Genomic DNA, 16,165 nt, shown 5'->3' on the forward strand with positions numbered 1-16,165 from the left:
CGAGGCCGGTGGCTCAGGCCTTGAGGTTCGCCCTGTCCCCCATCACCACGACCGGGTGCTGCTTCGGATCCAGCGTGCGCAGCAGATGCTCCATGCCCGTCTTGGACAGGCTTACGCAGCCCGACGTACCGCTGCCGTGATCCATGTGCAGCCAGATGCTGCCGCCCTTGGCCTGCCCCTGGGGTCGCGTCGGGTCGTTCGGCGGGGTGCCCTTGGCGCGGTTGTAATCGATGGCGATGACGTAGTCGAAGTCGTGCCAGTGCGTCCTGGGCCAGTAGTGCGGGGCCTGCATGGAGTCCGACTTCGTGTACGGGAACTTGGCGCCCGGGTCCGCGAGGACACCGCCCGCGTCGGTGAGCGTGAAAACCCCGACCGGGCTGCGCTTGTCGTTCTCGCGATGGTCGGTGGTCCAGCCCTTCTTTCCGTTGTGCGCGGGCCAGCTCCGGGTCTTCTCCCAGGTGGCGTCCGCGCTGTTTGATTTCGTAAAGAGCACGACGGTCGACTTCGCCGAGTCCTCGCCGTCGCCGTAGACCGCGACGACCTGACGGGAGTCCTTGGGGATCTTCGACTGCCAGCGGTGACCCACGTCAGGGATGCTCTTGAGATCGGCAGGATTCTGCTGCGCGCTCCCGCCGCCTTTGGCCTGCCCCGCTCCCCCGTCGTTCTTCGTCGTCCTGGTGGAGTCGTCGCCTCCGCTCCCGCAGGACGTAAGAAGGACCCCGCAGGCCGCTGCCGCGACCGCCACTCGCACCGCACCGGCTATACGCATCCGCCCATGGTCGCACCCGGCCCGCGCTGCCCCCGTCCAGCGCCTTGGCCCACGCGAAGACGGGGCCGATTCTTTACCCCCGGACGGAAAACCGTTTGCTTCGGGCCACCGTCCGAGGCGAACCTTTCACGGTTTGTTACCGCCGCCTGTTTCCCCTGGCTTCGGACCCGCCCGCGATCTCGCCCGCGACAGCATCACGTCGAACGCGACACCGCGTCGGCTCCGAGGACCCAGGGAGCGGCAGCCGCCGCTTTCGAGTCCTGGGACGTCATGCAGATTCGCGATCTTCCGTATTCCGACCCTGGCGTCCCCGATGCCCGGTCAGGGCCGCGCTTCCTGCTGTGGCTCGGCCGGAACCAACTCGGGGGACAACTCAAGGCCCTCGCATGGGGCCTGCTGCACTTCGGCTCCATCGCGGGCCTGCCCTACATGGTCGGCACCGCCGTCGAGGCCGTGCTCGACCGCTCCGGGACACGGCTCGCCCTCGCGGGCGCGCTGATCGGACTGCTCGGCGTGGGCATCGCGCTGGGCGACACGATGCTGCACCGCACCGCGGTCACCAACTGGATCACCGCAGCGGCCCGCGTGCAGCAACTCCTCGCCCGCAAGACCGCCCTGCTCGGCTCCGCACTCACCCGGCGCGTGGCGGCCGGTGAGGTCGTCGCGGTCTCCACCGGCGACGTCGAGAAGATCGGCTGGTTCGTCGAGGCGCTGTCGCGGTTCGCCGCGGCCGCGTTCACGGTCGTCGTGATCTGCGTCGGCCTCATGGTCTACCAGCCCGCGCTGGGCGTCGTCGTCGCCGTGGGCATCCCGGTACTCGCGCTGTCCGTGCTCCCGCTGCTGCCCCGCGCCACGCGCCGGGCGGACTTCCAGCGCGAGAAGGCGGGGCGGGCCACCGAACTGGCGTCGGACACCGTCGCCGGGCTCCGGGTGCTGCGCGGCATCGGCGGTGAGGAACTCTTCCTCGACCGCTACCGCCGCGCTTCCCAGGAGGTCCGCACGGCCGCGGTCCGCAGCGCCCGGATGTGGGCCGCCATCTCGGCGATCCAGGTCCTGATGCCGGGGCTGCTGCTGATCGCGGTCGTCTGGCACGGCGTGCATCTCGCCCGCGAGGGCCGGATCACGGTCGGCGAACTGGTCACCGTCTACAGCGCCGTGATGATGCTCAACTATCCGCTCCGGCACTTCGAGGAAATCGCCATGGCGTACTCCTTCTCCCGCCCCTCCGCCAAGCGGGCGGCTCGGGTGCTTTCGCTGGAACGGGTGGCGGAGCGGACAGCCGAGGCGACCCCGCAGCGGGCGGAGGGCCGCGAGGGGGAGCGGGCGGAGGCGCGGGGTGCTGAGCGGGCGGAGGCACGGGCGGCCGAGCAAGCGCGGTCGGCTGAGCAGGCGGCTGAGCGTAGGGCGGCATCTGCGCCTGTTGCCGGAGCCGGTGACCTGTACGACCCCGTGACGGGACTTCTCGCCCCGGCCGGTCGCCTCACCGCCGTGGTCTGCGGCGACCCGGACGAGGCGGGACGGCTGGCCGAACGCCTCGGCGGCCACCCCGCGTTCGAGGAGGCAGCGGGCCTGCCCTCCGTACGCTTCGGGGACGTACCGCTCGATGATCTTCCTCTGTCCGCCGCCCGTACCGCCGTCCTGGTCCAGGACAAGGACCCCGTCCTCCTCTCCGGAACGCTCCGCGCGCTCCTCGACGTACCGGCGTCCGGAGCCGTCACCCCTGAAGAGGCCCTCACCGCGGCGCAGTGCTCGGACGTCCTGGACGCTCTGGCACAGACCTCGGTGGACGACGACCCGATGGCCGCGCACCTCACGGAACGCGGCCGCTCCCTCTCCGGAGGGCAACGCCAACGCCTCGCCCTGGCCCGCTCGCTGGTCACCGACCCCGAGGCGCTGGTGCTCGACGAGCCGACGTCCGCCGTCGACTCGCACACCGAGGCGCGCGTCGGTGACGGCATCCGGCGGCTGCGGGCCGGACGCACCACCGTGGTACTCACCTCCTCGCCGCTGCTCCTGGACCGCGCCGAACGTGTCGTCTTCCTGGCCGACGGCGAGGTCGCCGCGGTCGGCGCGCACCGCGAACTGGTGCACAGCGAACCGCGATACCGCGCGGTCGTGACCCGCGAGACCGACGACGAGCGCGCCCGTGTGGACGCCCTCAAGGAATTCGAGATCGAGGAGACGGCATGATCGGCCTGGTGCCCCCGGAGTACGACCCGGCGGCCCCCACGACGGCGGAGACCCTGCCCATCGGCACGACCGCGACCGTTCGCACCTACGTGCGTGAGCTGTTGCGGCGCCATCGCCGGGCCTTCGTCCTGCTCGTCGTGGTCAACACACTCGCCGTGGTCGCCTCGATGGCGGGCCCCTACCTGCTCGGTGGCCTCGTCGAGAAGGTCTCGGACGGTGCCCGCGACCTCCACTTGGAGCGCACCATCGGCCTGTTCGCACTGGCGCTCGCCGTGCAGGCCTTCTTCGTCCGGGAGGTGCGGCTGCGGGGCGCGATGCTCGGTGAGCGGATGCTGGCCGACCTGCGGGAGGACTTTCTCGTACGGTCCGTCGGGCTGCCGCCCGGAGTCCTGGAGCGGGCGGGGACGGGTGATCTGCTCTCCCGGATCACCACGGACATCGACCGACTGGCCAACGCCATGCGCGAGGCCGTGCCGCAACTCGCGATCGGTGTCGTATGGGTGGCGCTGCTGCTCGGCGGGCTCGTCGTGACCGCGCCGCCGCTGGCACCCGCCGTCCTCGTCGCCGTGCCGCTCCTTGTCGTGGGCTGCCGCTGGTACTTCAAGCGGGCGCCCTCCGCCTATCGTTCGGAAGCCGCCGGGTACGCCGCCGTGGCCGCCGCCCTCGCCGAGACCGTCGACGCGGGCCGCACCATCGAGGCCCACCGGCTCGGCGAGCGCCGCATCGAGCTGTCGGAACGCCGCATCAAGGAGTGGACCGCCTGGGAGCGGTACACCCTCTTTCTGCGATCGGTGCTCTTCCCGGTGATCAACTTCACCCACGTCATCGTGCTCTGTTCGACACTGATGATCGGCGGGGTATTCGTCCTCCAGGGCTGGATCGGCGTGGGACAACTGACCACGGGCGTGCTGATCTCCCAGATGCTCGTCGACCCGCTGGGCATCATCCTGCGCTGGTACGACGAGTTGCAGGTGGCCCAGGTGTCGCTGGCCCGGCTCGTCGGGGTGCGTGACATCGAACCGGACGCGGGCGACTCCTCGGTCATCCCGGAGGGGCGCCACGTTCTCGCGGACGACGTGCACTTCGGATACCGCGCGGGCGTCGACGTACTGCGCGAGGTGTCCCTGGCCGTCGAACCCGGCTCGCGCGTCGCCCTGGTCGGCCCGTCCGGCGCGGGCAAGTCGACGCTCGGCAGGCTGCTCGCCGGCATCTACGGGCCGCGCACCGGACGGGTCACCCTGGGCGGCGCCGCGTTGTCGTCGATGCCCGCGGAGGAGGTGCGCACCCATGTGGCGCTGGTCAACCAGGAGCACCACGTCTTCGTCGGCTCCCTGCGTGACAACCTCCTTCTCGCCAGGACCGGGGCGCGGGACGCCGAACTCTGGGCGGCGCTCGGAGCGGTCGACGCGGCCGACTGGGCGCGGGGCCTCGACGAGGGCCTGGACACCGAGGTCGGCTCGGGCGGCTTCGCACTGACACCGGCACAGGCGCAGCAGATCGCACTGGCCCGACTCGTCCTCGCCGACCCGCACACGCTGGTCCTGGACGAGGCCACCTCGCTCCTCGACCCGCGCGCCGCACGCCACCTGGAGCGCTCGCTCGCCCGCGTCCTGGACGGTCGCACGGTCGTAGCGATCGCCCACCGCCTGCACACCGCGCACGACGCGGACGTCATCGCCGTGGTCGAGAACGGCCGCATCAGCGAACTCGGCAGCCACGACCAGCTCGTCTCCGCCGACGGCGCGTACGCGGCCCTGTGGCGGTCCTGGCACGGGTAGCGGCGGCGGCTGTTGCTGGGAGGAGAGCGGCTGTGCTTTGAGCGAGGGCAGCTCGGGCGCTCGCGAGGGCGACCGCGCACCGGGCGTCGGCGGCTGGGGCATTCGCGAGGGCTGCCACGCGCCGGGCGAGGACGGCCGGGGCATCCGCGAAGGCTGCCACACACCGGGCGAGGACGTCCCGGGCGACCGCGACGCGGGCGGTCGCCTTCGCGCCCCGGGACGGAGCGGGCGGCCAGGCGCGGGGCGCCCTACTCCCTTGCCGGTATGGGTAGTTAGGGTGCTCGGATGACCGCATCGCCCACGGATCCCGGCACTCCTGACCGCCGCGGGCCTGCTCGCTACCTCTGGTGGCTGACCGTCAGCCAACGCCGACGGGTCGCAGCCGGGGCGCTGCTGGGCAGTGCGTGGATGATCGGCCTGACCCTCCCTCCGTACCTCCTGTCGCGCGCCATCGACGACGGCTTGCGGACCGGTGATCAGCGAACACTGGTCGGCTGGGCCGCGGCCCTTCTCGGTATCGGGGTACTCAACGCCTGGCTCGCGATCATGCGGCACCGCACGATGACCCGGATCCGGCTCGACGCCTACTTCCGCACCGTGCGCCTCATGGTCGACCACGCGACTCGGCTCGGCGCCGCACTGCCCCGCCGCGTCTCCGTCGGCGAGGTCGTCACGATCGGGCACTCCGACGTGGGCGTGATCAGCCAGACCCTGACCGTGACAGGGCCCGGCGTGGGCGCGGTGATCGCCTACGCCGGGGTAGCCGCGCTGCTGCTGTCCGTCTCCCCTCTGCTCGCGGTGGTGGTACTGGTCGGGGTGCCACTGCTCGCTCTGTTGGTCGGCCCGCTCCTCAGCCGCTTGCAGGGAGCCGAGACCGCGTACCGGGATCGGCAGGGCGCCCTCGCCGCCGTGCTCGGCGACCTCGTTGGTGGGTTGCGGATCCTCAACGGCATCGGCGGCAAGGCTGTCTTCGCGGCCCGCTACCGCCACGGCTCGCGACAGCTGCTCGACGAGGGGTACCGCGTCGGCTCGTCGATGAGCTGGATCCAGGCCTTCGGACTCGGCCTGCCCACGGTGTTCCTGGCGACCGTGGCGTGGCTCGCCGCCCGCCTGGCCGTGCAGGGGACCATCACGGTCGGCGAACTGGTGGCCGTCTACGGCTACGTCGCCGTCCTCGTGGTGCCGGTGGCGTCCTTCATCGAGAGCGGCTACGACATCGGCCGGGGCCTGGTCTCGGCGCGACGAATCGTGGACTTCCTGAACCTGGAGCCGGAGGACCACACGGTTGGGCCCGCGGAGGAAGTCGGTGCAGCGAGCGAGAGCGCGAACGGGAGTGCGAGTGAGAGCGGGGTGGCCCCAAAGCCGTCTGGCAAACACGCCGGCCCTGTCGACGCTCCCGGCGCACCGGCTGTGGTGCGCGACCCCCTGTCCGGCGTGGAGGTAAGGCCTGGCATCCTCACCGCGCTCGTCAGCGCCTGCCCGTCGGACGCCACGGATGTCGTCGACCGCCTCGGCCGGTTCTCCCCTTCGCACACCACCTGGGGCACGGCCCGTCTCGACGACATCGCCCTGGAACAGGTCCGCGCCCGCATCCTCGTCGCGGACAACGAAGCCGAACTCTTCGCCGGTACGTTGCGCGCGGCGATCTCCGGCCGACTCCGCCCGGACGAGCACGCTCTCGCCCGCGTCATCTACGAGGCCGTGGCCCGCGACATCGTGCTCGGCCTTCCGGGCGGGCTCGATGCCCGCCTCGACTCCCACGGCCACAACCTCTCCGGCGGTCAGCGTCAACGCGTCCGCCTGGCCCGTGCCCTGCTCGCAGACCCCGAGATCCTGCTGGCGGTCGAACCCACGTCGGCGGTCGACGCCCACACCGAGGCCCGGATGGCGACCCGTCTGCGCGCCGCCCGCAGCGGTCGCACGACCCTCGTGACCAGTACGTCTCCCCTCGTCCTCGGCCAGGCCGACGCCGTGTACTACCTGGTCGACGGCCGACTGGCCGCCGTCGGCCGCCACGCCGATCTGCTGGCCTCGCACCCGGACTACCGGCGCCTGGTGTCGCGCGGCTCCGTCGAGCAGAACCCAGCGCGGAATGAGACCGAACGCGTCGCGGCCCGGAAAGAGAGCGAGCAGCTCACAGCGCAGGAAGCGCGAGAGCAGGTCACAGCCCAGGAAGCGAGTGAGCAGGTCACGGAGGCGCAAGCCCCGCAAGATCACGGCATACCAGCGCCACAACACCACCGGAACCCCCGTCCCTCCGAGCCGCCTCACGAGGCCCTCCGATGACGTCGCCACGCTGCGCCGACAGCCCTCAAGCCGCTCCGGGGCAGCTGCCCACAGCCGACGCGCGCCAGGTCCGCCGCGCCGCGCTGCACCTGATGCGTCAGGACGCCCAAGCCTTCACCGCCATGATCATTTTCAACGTGCTCGCCGCAGGGGCGGGCCTCGTCGGTCCGTGGCTCCTCGGCCGCATCGTCAACACGGTCAAAGACGGTGGGGGCGTCGAGGCCGTGGACCGCCTCGCCCTCGGCATCCTCGTCGGAGCCGTCGCTCAGCTCCTCCTGGCGCGCCACGCCCGCTACCTCGGCCACCGCTTCGGCGAGCGCACCCTGGCCCGAATCCGCGAGCAGTTCGTCGAGCGGGCCCTCGCCCTGCCAACGTCCGTCGTCGAGCGCGCGGGCGCGGGGGACCTGACGGCCCGAGGCACATCCGATGTCGCGGCCGCGGGGCACACGCTGCGTGACACCGGACCCGACGTCTTCGTCGCGGCTATGCAGGCGCTGTTCATCCTCGGCGCGGTTTTCCTGCTCGATCCGCTGCTGGGCGCCTGCGGTGTGCTCGGCCTCACCGGCATCTGGTTCGCCACCCGCTGGTACCTGCGGCGGGCGCGCTCCGCCTACCTCGACCAGGGTGCGTCCCACTCCGCACTCGCGGAAGTGCTCTCCGCCACCGCCTCCGGAGCCCGCACCATCGAGGCCTTCGGTCTGCGGCAGCGCCGCATCGCGGACAGCGAGGAGGAGATCCAACGGTGCGTCGCCGCCCGCGAACGCACCTTGTTCCTGCGCAGCGTCCTCTTCCCGTCCATCGACATCTCGTACGTGATCCCGGTGGTCACCGTGCTCCTCCTCGGCGGCGTGATGCACGACCGGGGCGCGGTGAGCCTCGGCACGGTGGTCGCCTGCGCGCTGTACCTGCGCCAGCTCTCCCAACCGCTCGACACGATCTTGCAGCGGATCGAGGAGTTGCAGAGCAGCGGCGCATCCTTCGCCCGGGTCGAGGGCCTGGCCGCTGCCCCGGCGGGGACGACCGCGTCCACACCCCCGGCCGCCAGTCCCGCTACTCCCGCCACTCCCTCTTTCGCCGGCGCCGCCTTCGACGACGACCGCATCGAGGTCGACGGCGTCTCGTTCTCCTACGGTGACGGCGCTGACGTCCTGCGCGGAGTCGATCTGTCCGTCCGCCCCGGAGAACGCCTCGCCATCGTCGGCCCCTCCGGCGCGGGCAAAACAACTCTGAGTCGATTGCTCGCGGGCATCGACGCACCGACCAGGGGCACGGTGACCGTCGGCGGCACCCCGATCGCCGACCTGCCTCCAAGCCGACTGCGCCGCCAGATCGTCCTCGTCACCCAGGAGCACCACGTGTTCCTCGGCACCCTCCGGGACAATCTTCAGATCGCGGCGGAATCCGCCACAGACCGGGAACTGCATGACGCTCTTGCGGCGGTCGGCGCCGAGTGGGCGGGGGATATGCCGGACGGCCTGGACACCGAGCTCGGTGCCGGGGGCCACCGGCTGCCCGGGGCGCAGGCCCAGCAGCTGGCACTGGCCCGGGTCGTACTCGCCGACCCGCACACCCTGATACTCGACGAAGCCACCGCACTCCTGGACCCGACGACAGCGCGCCACACCGAACACGCTCTGGCCGCTGTCCTGCGCGGGCGAACCGTCATCGCCATCGCCCACCGTCTCCAGACGGCCCACGACGCGGACCGCGTCGCGGTCATGGAGGACGGGCAGGTGACAGAGCTCGGCACCCACCACGACCTCGTGACGGCCGGCGGCTCCTACGCGGCTCTCTGGCACTCCTGGCACGGCGAGCGCCCACCGACCACCGATGGCGATGGCGACGGCACACAGGCAGGCCCACCCTGCTCCGAAGCCCGAAGCGGCCGGTCCAGCGTCTGAGCCGATGCCCTCGTGTCCCGCGCTCGCGCAGGGGCCGACCCTCAGATGAAGTTGAGCGCGGCCGCGCCGCCCGCTCCCCCGAGCAGCATGAACACCGGCATCAGCACCTTCAGCTCGATCCAGCTGCCGGCCCGAAAGCGCAGCGCCTTCGGCGGCCCGACCGGGTACCAGCGCCTGCGGCCGATGGGAATGGGCCACAGGACCGGGCAGCCGGAGACCGTCAGCGCGTCCCCGAGGTCGTGAACCAGCGCTCCGAGGACGATCGGCAGCCCCAGCCACAGATACTCCTGGCCGGGCTCGGTGAACAGCCAGTCCGAGCCGTTGCCGGGCTTGTCGAGGACCCCGGCGAGGATCCAGGCACTCGTCGCGGCGAGCAGCCACACCAGCACATCGCTGCTCGACCCGCGTGCGGCCCGCCACAGCAGGCCTTCGATGGCGAGGACCATGTGGACGAAGAGAAGCGCGAGGACCGCCCAGCGCCCGCCGGAGATCGCCAGGGCCGAGGCACCCGCTCCTATCAGCACCGCCCACAGCCAGGTGTGCGTCAGCGTGCGGTGCCCGCCCGACCGGCGCGGGTCGCCCTGTTTGCGCGTCGCCTTGTAGACGGCGTACGAGAGCTTGTCGACGATCTCGCACAGCCCCCGTGAGATCGGTCCGAAGGCGCGCGAGATGGTCGCCGACTTGTGGTCGAGGTCGGGCGCGAGCGCCGCCCCTGCGCAGATCAGAGCCCCTACGAGCAGGACCGGCCAGGGCATCGTGTGCCCCGCGGCCGCGGCAGCCGCACCTACTCCGAGCCAGGCCGCCGCCCCCGACAGTGAGTGTGCCGGTCCCATCATTGCTGCTGCCCGCCCCATTTCCGTTGTTCTGACGCCCCGTTGGCGACTCAGCGTAGCGTTCGTGATCTTCGCCGGGACCTCCGGTTCCCGGAACGGAGGAGAAGGAAGGCAAGATGGGGGTGTGACCCTTATCGATCAGCTGCCGCCGGATGCCGACCCAGATGCCCTCTTCGAAGCCTTCTCGTCGTGGGCCGAGGACCAGGGGATCACTCTCTACCCGGCCCAGGAGGAGGCGCTGATCGAGGTGGTCTCCGGGGCGAACGTGATCTTGTCCACTCCGACCGGCTCGGGCAAGAGCCTGGTCGCGGCGGGCGCCCACTTCACAGCCCTCGCTCAGGACAAGGTCACCTTCTACACCGCGCCCATCAAGGCGCTGGTGTCCGAGAAGTTCTTCGACCTGTGCAAGCTCTTCGGCACCGAGAACGTCGGCATGCTCACGGGCGACGCGTCGGTCAACGCCGACGCCCCCGTCATCTGCTGCACGGCCGAGGTCCTCGCCTCCATCGCGCTGCGGGACGGCAAGCACGCCGACATCGGCCAGGTCGTGATGGACGAGTTCCACTTCTACGCCGAGCCCGACCGCGGCTGGGCCTGGCAGATCCCCCTGCTCGAACTGCCGCAGGCGCAGTTCATCCTCATGTCGGCGACGCTCGGCGACGTCTCCATGTTCGAGAAGGACCTCACGCGCCGCACGGGCCGACCCACCTCGGTCGTGCGGTCCGCGACGCGCCCCGTGCCGCTGTCGTACGAGTACCGCCTGACGCCGATCACCGAAACGCTCACCGAGCTGCTCGAGACCAAGCAGGCACCCGTCTACATCGTGCACTTCACGCAGGCGCAGGCCGTCGAGCGCGCACAGTCGCTGATGAGCATCAACATGTGCACGCGCGAGGAGAAGGACAAGATCGCCGACCTGATCGGCAACTTCCGCTTCACCACCAAGTTCGGCCGCAACCTCTCCCGCTACGTGCGCCATGGCATCGGCGTCCACCACGCGGGCATGCTGCCCAAGTACCGCCGCTTGGTGGAGAAGCTCGCCCAGGCAGGGCTCCTCAAGGTCATCTGCGGCACGGACACCCTCGGCGTCGGCGTGAACGTCCCGATCCGTACGGTGCTGTTCACCGCGCTGACCAAGTACGACGGCAACCGTGTCCGCACTCTGCGCGCGCGAGAGTTCCACCAGATCGCGGGCCGGGCGGGACGCGCGGGCTTCGACACCGCGGGCCTGGTGGTCGCGCAGGCGCCCGAGCACGTCATCGAGAACGAGAAGGCCCTCGCCAAGGCGGGCGACGACGCGAAGAAGCGCCGCAAGGTGGTCCGCAAGAAGGCTCCCGAGGGCTTCGTCGGCTGGACCGAGAACACCTTCGAGAAACTCATCGCCTCCGAGCCCGAGCCGCTGACTTCGCGCTTCCGGGTCACGCACACCATGCTGCTGTCCGTGATCGCCCGCCCCGGCAACGCCTTCGAGGCGATGCGCCACCTCCTTGAGGACAACCACGAGCCGCGCAAGCAGCAGCTGCGGCACATTCGCCGGGCCATCGCGATCTACCGCTCGCTCCTGGCCGGCGGTGTCGTCGAGAAGCTCGACGAGCCGGATGCCACTGGCCGCATCGTGCGCCTGACGGTCGACTTGCAGCAGGACTTCGCACTCAACCAGCCGCTGTCGACGTTCGCCCTCGCCGCCTTCGAGGTCCTGGACCCCGAGTCCCCCTCGTACGCCCTCGACATGGTGTCCGTCGTCGAATCCACTCTCGACGACCCGCGTCAGATCCTCGCGGCCCAGCAGAACAAGGCACGTGGCGAAGCCGTGGCGCTCATGAAGGCGGACGGCGTCGAGTACGAGGAGCGGATGGAACGACTCCAGGACATCACGTACCCGAAGCCGCTGGAGGAGCTGCTCTTCCACGCGTACAACACGTACCGCACCAGTCACCCGTGGGTCGGCGACCACCCGCTCTCCCCGAAGTCCGTCGTCCGGGACATGTACGAACGGGCTCTGTCGTTCACGGAGTTCACCTCCTTCTACGAACTCGCCCGCACCGAGGGAATCGTGCTGCGTTACCTCGCGAGCGCGTACAAGGCCCTGGAGCACACCATCCCGGACGACCTGAAGTCCGAGGACCTGGAAGATCTGATCGCCTGGCTCGGTGAAATGGTCCGTCAGGTCGACTCCAGCCTCCTCGACGAGTGGGAGCAGCTGGCCAACCCCGAGGTCATGACGGCCGAGGAGGCCCAGGAGAAGGCCGACCAGGTCAAGCCGGTCACCGCCAACGCGCGGGCTTTCCGTGTCCTGGTGCGCAACGCGCTGTTCCGCAGGGTGGAGCTGGCCGCTCTCGACCACGTCGAGGAGCTCGGCGAGCTGGACGGCGAATCCGGCTGGGACGCGGACGCCTGGGGCGAGGCCATGGACAAGTACTGGGACGAGTACGAAGATCTCGGGACCGGCCCCGACGCACGTGGCCCCAAGCTGCTGCTCATCGAGGAGGATCCGGAACACGGTCTGTGGCGCGTCCGGCAGACGTTCGCCGACCCGAACGGCGACCATGACTGGGGCATCAGCGCGGAGGTCGATCTCGCGGCCTCCGACGAGGAGGGCCGCGCCATCGTCCGGGTCACGGACGTCGGCCAGCTCTGACCGCCCCGAGGATCCACGCGTCCCGGACAGGAGTCGAGGAACTGTCATGAACAATCCCGCCGACCGGCTGGTCGACCTGCTCGACCTGGAGCAGATCGAGGTCAACATCTTCCGCGGCCGCAGCCCCGAGGAGTCGCTGCAACGCGTGTTCGGTGGACAGGTCGCGGGGCAGGCCTTGGTGGCAGCGGGCCGCACCACCGAGGGCGACCGCCCGGTGCACTCGCTGCACGCGTACTTCCTCCGTCCGGGCCGGCCGGGCGTGCCCATCGTGTACCAGGTCGAGCGAGTCAGGGACGGGCGCTCCTTCACCACGCGCCGCGTCACCGCCGTCCAGCAGGGCCGCACGATCTTCAACCTCACCGCCTCCTTCCACCAGCCCGAACAGGGCGCCTTCGAACACCAGCTGCCACCACGTATCGCGGCTCCCGCCCCGGAGTCGCTCCCGACCGTCACCGAGGAGATCAAGGCGCACCTCGGCGCACTCCCCGAGCAGTTGGAGCGCATGGCCCGGCGTCAGCCCTTCGACATCCGCTATGTGGACCGGCTGCGCTGGACCGCCGAGGAGATCAAGGACGCCGAGCCGCGCAGCGCGGTGTGGATGCGTGCCGTCGGCCCGCTGGGTGACGACCCGCTCGTACACACCTGCGCGCTCACCTACGCGAGCGACATGACGCTCCTCGACGCCGTGCGTATCCCGGTGGAACCGCTCTGGGGTCCCCGCGGGTTCGACATGGCGTCACTTGACCACGCCATGTGGTTCCACCGTCCTTTCCGGGCGGACGAGTGGTTCCTGTACGACCAGGAGTCCCCCATCGTGACGGGGGGCCGCGGCCTGGCCCGGGGCCGTATCTATGACACGGAGGGGCGGCTCCTGGTGTCCGTCGTTCAGGAAGGACTCTTCCGTCCCTACGGAGAACGCCACATGGACAGTCCGACAGCAGGCGCGTGAGCGACGGGGAACCTGTAGGGGAGGCATGGTGCGGCGGATCGATGTGGCCGAACGCCGGGCGCGGCTGGCTTCGCGCCATCGGTTGACGGCCGATACCAGGGCGGACGATCCGGTCGAGGTGGCGCGGTCTCTGCTGGCACTGCACGGAACCGATCCGTCGTCGGTGTACGTGGGCGCCTGGGCCCGTATGCGGGATGGTCGTGTGCGGGACGTGGAGCGGGCGCTGTACGAGGACCGGTCGTTGATCCGGTTGATGGGGATGCGGCGCACGGTCTTCGTGACGTCCCTTGACGTCGCTCCCGTGTTGCAGGCCGCGTGCTCGCGCGCGGTGGCCGCCCGGGAGCGTCGTCTCCTGCTGACGATGCTGCTGGAGTCCGGCGTCGCCGCCGACGCGGCCGGAGTCCAGGCGTGGCTGGCGGAGACCGAGACGGTGGCGGTGCGGGCGCTCAAGGAGCGGGGCGAGGCGACGGCGGCCGAGTTGGCGGGCGACGACCCGCGTCTGGGCACGGAGCTGGTAATGGCACGCGGCAAGAGCTACGAGGGCCGGCAGAAACTGGCCAGCAGGCTCCTTCTGCTGCTCGCCGCAGAAGGCCTTGTCGTGCGTGGACGCCCGCGTGGCACGTGGACCTCGCATCAGTACCGCTGGGCCCCTCTGACGGAGTGGTTTCCCGCAGGACTCGCCGACTGGGCCACCCAGGAGGCCGAGGTCGAGCTTGCCCGGCGCTGGCTGCGGACGTTCGGTCCCGCTCCGGCGGATGATCTGCGCTGGTGGGCCGGGTGGACCAAGACCCAAACGAAGCGGGCACTCACTGAGCTGCGCCCCGTCGAGGTCGACTTGGACGGAGTGACGGGCCTGCTCCTTCCCGACGATGTGGTGGAGACCGCCCGGCCCGAGCCATGGGCGGCCCTGCTGCCCGCCCTCGACTCGACCCCGATGGGCTGGCAGAACCGCGGCTGGTTTCTCGGCGACCATGGCCCTCGCCTGTTCGACAGGAACGGCAATATCGGTCCGTCCCTGTGGTGGAACGGCCGCGTCGTCGGCGGCTGGGCCCAGGACAAGCAAGGTGAGATCGTCTGCCGTTTTCTCGAGGACGTGGGAGCGGACGCGCGGAGCGCGGTTCGGGTCGAGGCCGAGCGCCTCGCCGCGCGCCTGGGCGGAGTGCGGCTTACCGCGCGTACTCGAGGCCGCACATGGCTCGAGGAGGAGCTGGCCACTTGACGGCCGCAGGGCGGGCCTGAGGCAGGGCAGTACAGGCATTGCGCCTCCATCCAATAGGGGTTCGCGATGAGCGGGGCAGAAAGCTCGATGAGTACGACAACGAGGGGGACCAGTTGAACGGGAATGTGGTCGACGACAGGGATCAGGTGCTCGGCGAGGCCGTTCGCCTGCGCGAAGCGGGCCGGAGGGAGGAAGCCCGAGAGCGGCTTGTCGCCCTCTCCGCACGGTTCCCCCAGGACACGGAAGTCGCGTACCAGACCGCGTGGGTCCATGACACGCTCGGCCTGGAGGCCGAGGCGGTCCCGTACTACGAGCGGGCGCTCGCCGGACCGGGGTTGTCCGCCGACGACCGCCGCGGGGCACTCCTGGGCCTCGGCAGCACCTACCGGATCCTCGGCCGCTACGAGGAGGCCGTCGCCACACTCGGCGACGCGGCGGCCGAGTTTCCCGACGACGGCGCGCTCAGGACGTTCCTGGCCATGGCGCTGTACAACACCGGCCGAACACATGACGCGATGGAGATGCTCCTGACGTTGCTCGCCGCCACGAGCAAGGATCCGGGGATCGCGGGTTACCGGCCCGCCATCGAGGAGTACGCCAAGGACCTCGACGCGACGATGTAGCGACGCGGTCGGTCGTGCGACGCCTGTCTACGCCCGCCTGCGGCGCAGCCACTGCAACAGGCCACGCGGCTCCTGCACCGAGGCATCGATCACGGCGTCCACCGGTGGCTCGGGCTCCCGTGCGAGAGGCGCTGATTCCTGCGCGGGCCGTGGTGCGGGGCGGGGCGCCGGGCGTTGCGCGCGTGCCTGGACGAGGCCGATCAGCAGGCTGGAGCGCAGCCACCGGATCTCGTCCGGATCGTCCGCGGTCGTGATCCTCTCCACGATCCGTGCCACGGGCGAGTCCGGCGCTCCGCTGGTACGCGGCACGGGCTTGAGACGGTTGAGGTAGGCACGTTCGTACGGATCCCTGATGATCTCCGCGAGTTGCACTGGATCCAGCAGCGAGGCCATGGCGGCAACGCGCTCCCACGGATCCTCGGACTGCCTCAGCAGGAAGTCCGCGTGGCGGCCGCGCCAGTTGCGCGCCCTCAGGTCCTGGCCTTCTTCAAGTCGTGCGCGCAGTGTTCCGGGCAGACGTCCGGTGAGCAACTCGGCATTGGCCTCGGTCTCGGCGAACTGCCTCAGTTCCTCGGCGAGATAGAGCCAGACGACAGCTCGGTACCTGTTCAGATAGAACTTCACCGGGGTCAGCGCGCCGACTCGGGCGAGTCGGGTGAAGCGGCCCGGGCTGATGTCCATGAGCCCTGCTCCCTCTGTCGTACCCACGGCTCTGATGCCCGCTCGCAGCGACTCGGGGAATCCTTCGCTTCCGCGCACGCGTTCGATCTCCTCGTGCGTGACGCGTCGCTGACCGCCGGCCCCGTCCCCGACGGTGCAGATTCGGCCCAGCACTACCGCGAGGTCGAACTCGCCCCGCTTGAGGCCCAGTCCCCTCGCGGCTCCGCTCAGCGTCATCGACGACCGAACGGCTGTCGCGGCGGTCTTCTGCGTGATCGTGTCACTTGACATGATGGTTCTCCCCCGTGAGACGTGATTG

The 16,165-nt window shown here is 70.4% G+C and carries 11 protein-coding genes; 8 read left to right on the forward strand and 3 right to left on the reverse strand.

All coding sequences use genetic code 11. From position 1 onward, the window contains the following. Positions 1-13: 13 nt before the first annotated feature. Positions 14-769, reverse strand: a complete 756-nt coding sequence (locus CP975_RS02335; protein ID WP_055528845.1) for a L,D-transpeptidase family protein — start codon at positions 767-769, stop codon at positions 14-16. 270 nt (positions 770-1,039) lie between these two features. Here CP975_RS02335 and CP975_RS02340 point away from each other — a divergent pair, with 270 nt between their 5' ends. The 4 genes from CP975_RS02340 (at position 1,040) to CP975_RS02355 (ending at position 8,924) form a co-directional block, all read left to right on the forward strand. Then, on the forward strand, positions 1,040-2,959 hold the full coding sequence (locus CP975_RS02340; RefSeq protein WP_055528843.1) for an ABC transporter transmembrane domain-containing protein: 1,920 nt from the start codon (positions 1,040-1,042) through the stop codon (positions 2,957-2,959). Further along, on the forward strand, positions 2,956-4,737 hold the full coding sequence (locus CP975_RS02345) for an ABC transporter ATP-binding protein (RefSeq protein ID WP_055528842.1): 1,782 nt from the start codon (positions 2,956-2,958) through the stop codon (positions 4,735-4,737). Before CP975_RS02340 ends, CP975_RS02345 begins: the two co-directional genes overlap by 4 nt. Positions 4,738-5,022: 285 nt before the next feature. Continuing rightward, positions 5,023-7,023, forward strand: coding sequence for an ABC transporter transmembrane domain-containing protein (locus CP975_RS02350; RefSeq protein WP_150476518.1), 2,001 nt, complete (start codon positions 5,023-5,025; stop codon positions 7,021-7,023). Beyond that, positions 7,020-8,924, forward strand: coding sequence for an ABC transporter ATP-binding protein (locus tag CP975_RS02355; RefSeq protein ID WP_150476519.1), 1,905 nt, complete (start codon positions 7,020-7,022; stop codon positions 8,922-8,924). The genes CP975_RS02350 and CP975_RS02355 overlap by 4 nt, the downstream gene beginning before the upstream one ends. Before the next feature lie 41 nt (positions 8,925-8,965). On the opposite strand, the gene CP975_RS02360 is transcribed toward CP975_RS02355, so the two are convergent. Next, positions 8,966-9,760 (reverse strand): metal-dependent hydrolase, encoded by a 795-nt coding sequence (locus CP975_RS02360; protein WP_055528841.1) that lies wholly within the window; start codon positions 9,758-9,760, stop codon positions 8,966-8,968. Positions 9,761-9,821: 61 nt separating this feature from the next. Between CP975_RS02360 and CP975_RS02365 the strand changes: the two genes are divergently transcribed. The 4 genes from CP975_RS02365 to CP975_RS02380 all read left to right on the forward strand — a co-directional run bounded on the left by CP975_RS02365 (position 9,822) and on the right by CP975_RS02380 (position 15,186). Then, positions 9,822-12,395, forward strand: a complete 2,574-nt coding sequence (locus CP975_RS02365; RefSeq protein ID WP_150476520.1) for a DEAD/DEAH box helicase — start codon at positions 9,822-9,824, stop codon at positions 12,393-12,395. Between the two features lie 46 nt (positions 12,396-12,441). Continuing rightward, on the forward strand, positions 12,442-13,344 hold the full coding sequence (locus tag CP975_RS02370; RefSeq protein WP_055528840.1) for an acyl-CoA thioesterase: 903 nt from the start codon (positions 12,442-12,444) through the stop codon (positions 13,342-13,344). Between the two features lie 25 nt (positions 13,345-13,369). Then, positions 13,370-14,563 (forward strand): winged helix DNA-binding domain-containing protein, encoded by a 1,194-nt coding sequence (locus CP975_RS02375; RefSeq protein WP_055528839.1) that lies wholly within the window; start codon positions 13,370-13,372, stop codon positions 14,561-14,563. A 113-nt stretch (positions 14,564-14,676) separates the two neighbouring features. Next, positions 14,677-15,186 (forward strand): tetratricopeptide repeat protein, encoded by a 510-nt coding sequence (locus CP975_RS02380; RefSeq protein ID WP_246201374.1) that lies wholly within the window; start codon positions 14,677-14,679, stop codon positions 15,184-15,186. A gap of 27 nt (positions 15,187-15,213) precedes the next feature. Here CP975_RS02380 and CP975_RS02385 read toward each other — a convergent pair whose 3' ends face one another. Continuing rightward, on the reverse strand, positions 15,214-16,137 hold the full coding sequence (locus CP975_RS02385; RefSeq protein ID WP_055528836.1) for a DUF6397 family protein: 924 nt from the start codon (positions 16,135-16,137) through the stop codon (positions 15,214-15,216). Positions 16,138-16,165: the final 28 nt, after the last annotated feature.

The organism is Streptomyces alboniger, assembly GCF_008704395.1.
In the GTDB taxonomy this organism is placed as follows: domain Bacteria; phylum Actinomycetota; class Actinomycetes; order Streptomycetales; family Streptomycetaceae; genus Streptomyces; species Streptomyces alboniger.

What these genes read in the sequence shown, in the direction of transcription:
- CP975_RS02335 (WP_055528845.1), bottom strand. Translation starts at nt 769, where the DNA reads ATGCGTATAGCCGGTGCGGTGCGAGTGGCGGTCGCGGCAGCGGCCTGC.
- CP975_RS02340 (WP_055528843.1), top strand. Translation starts at nt 1,040, where the DNA reads ATGCAGATTCGCGATCTTCCGTATTCCGACCCTGGCGTCCCCGATGCC.
- CP975_RS02345 (WP_055528842.1), top strand. Translation starts at nt 2,956, where the DNA reads ATGATCGGCCTGGTGCCCCCGGAGTACGACCCGGCGGCCCCCACGACG.
- CP975_RS02350 (WP_150476518.1), top strand. Translation starts at nt 5,023, where the DNA reads ATGACCGCATCGCCCACGGATCCCGGCACTCCTGACCGCCGCGGGCCT.
- CP975_RS02355 (WP_150476519.1), top strand. Translation starts at nt 7,020, where the DNA reads ATGACGTCGCCACGCTGCGCCGACAGCCCTCAAGCCGCTCCGGGGCAG.
- CP975_RS02360 (WP_055528841.1), bottom strand. Translation starts at nt 9,760, where the DNA reads ATGATGGGACCGGCACACTCACTGTCGGGGGCGGCGGCCTGGCTCGGA.
- CP975_RS02370 (WP_055528840.1), top strand. Translation starts at nt 12,442, where the DNA reads ATGAACAATCCCGCCGACCGGCTGGTCGACCTGCTCGACCTGGAGCAG.
- CP975_RS02375 (WP_055528839.1), top strand. Translation starts at nt 13,370, where the DNA reads ATGGTGCGGCGGATCGATGTGGCCGAACGCCGGGCGCGGCTGGCTTCG.
- CP975_RS02385 (WP_055528836.1), bottom strand. Translation starts at nt 16,137, where the DNA reads ATGTCAAGTGACACGATCACGCAGAAGACCGCCGCGACAGCCGTTCGG.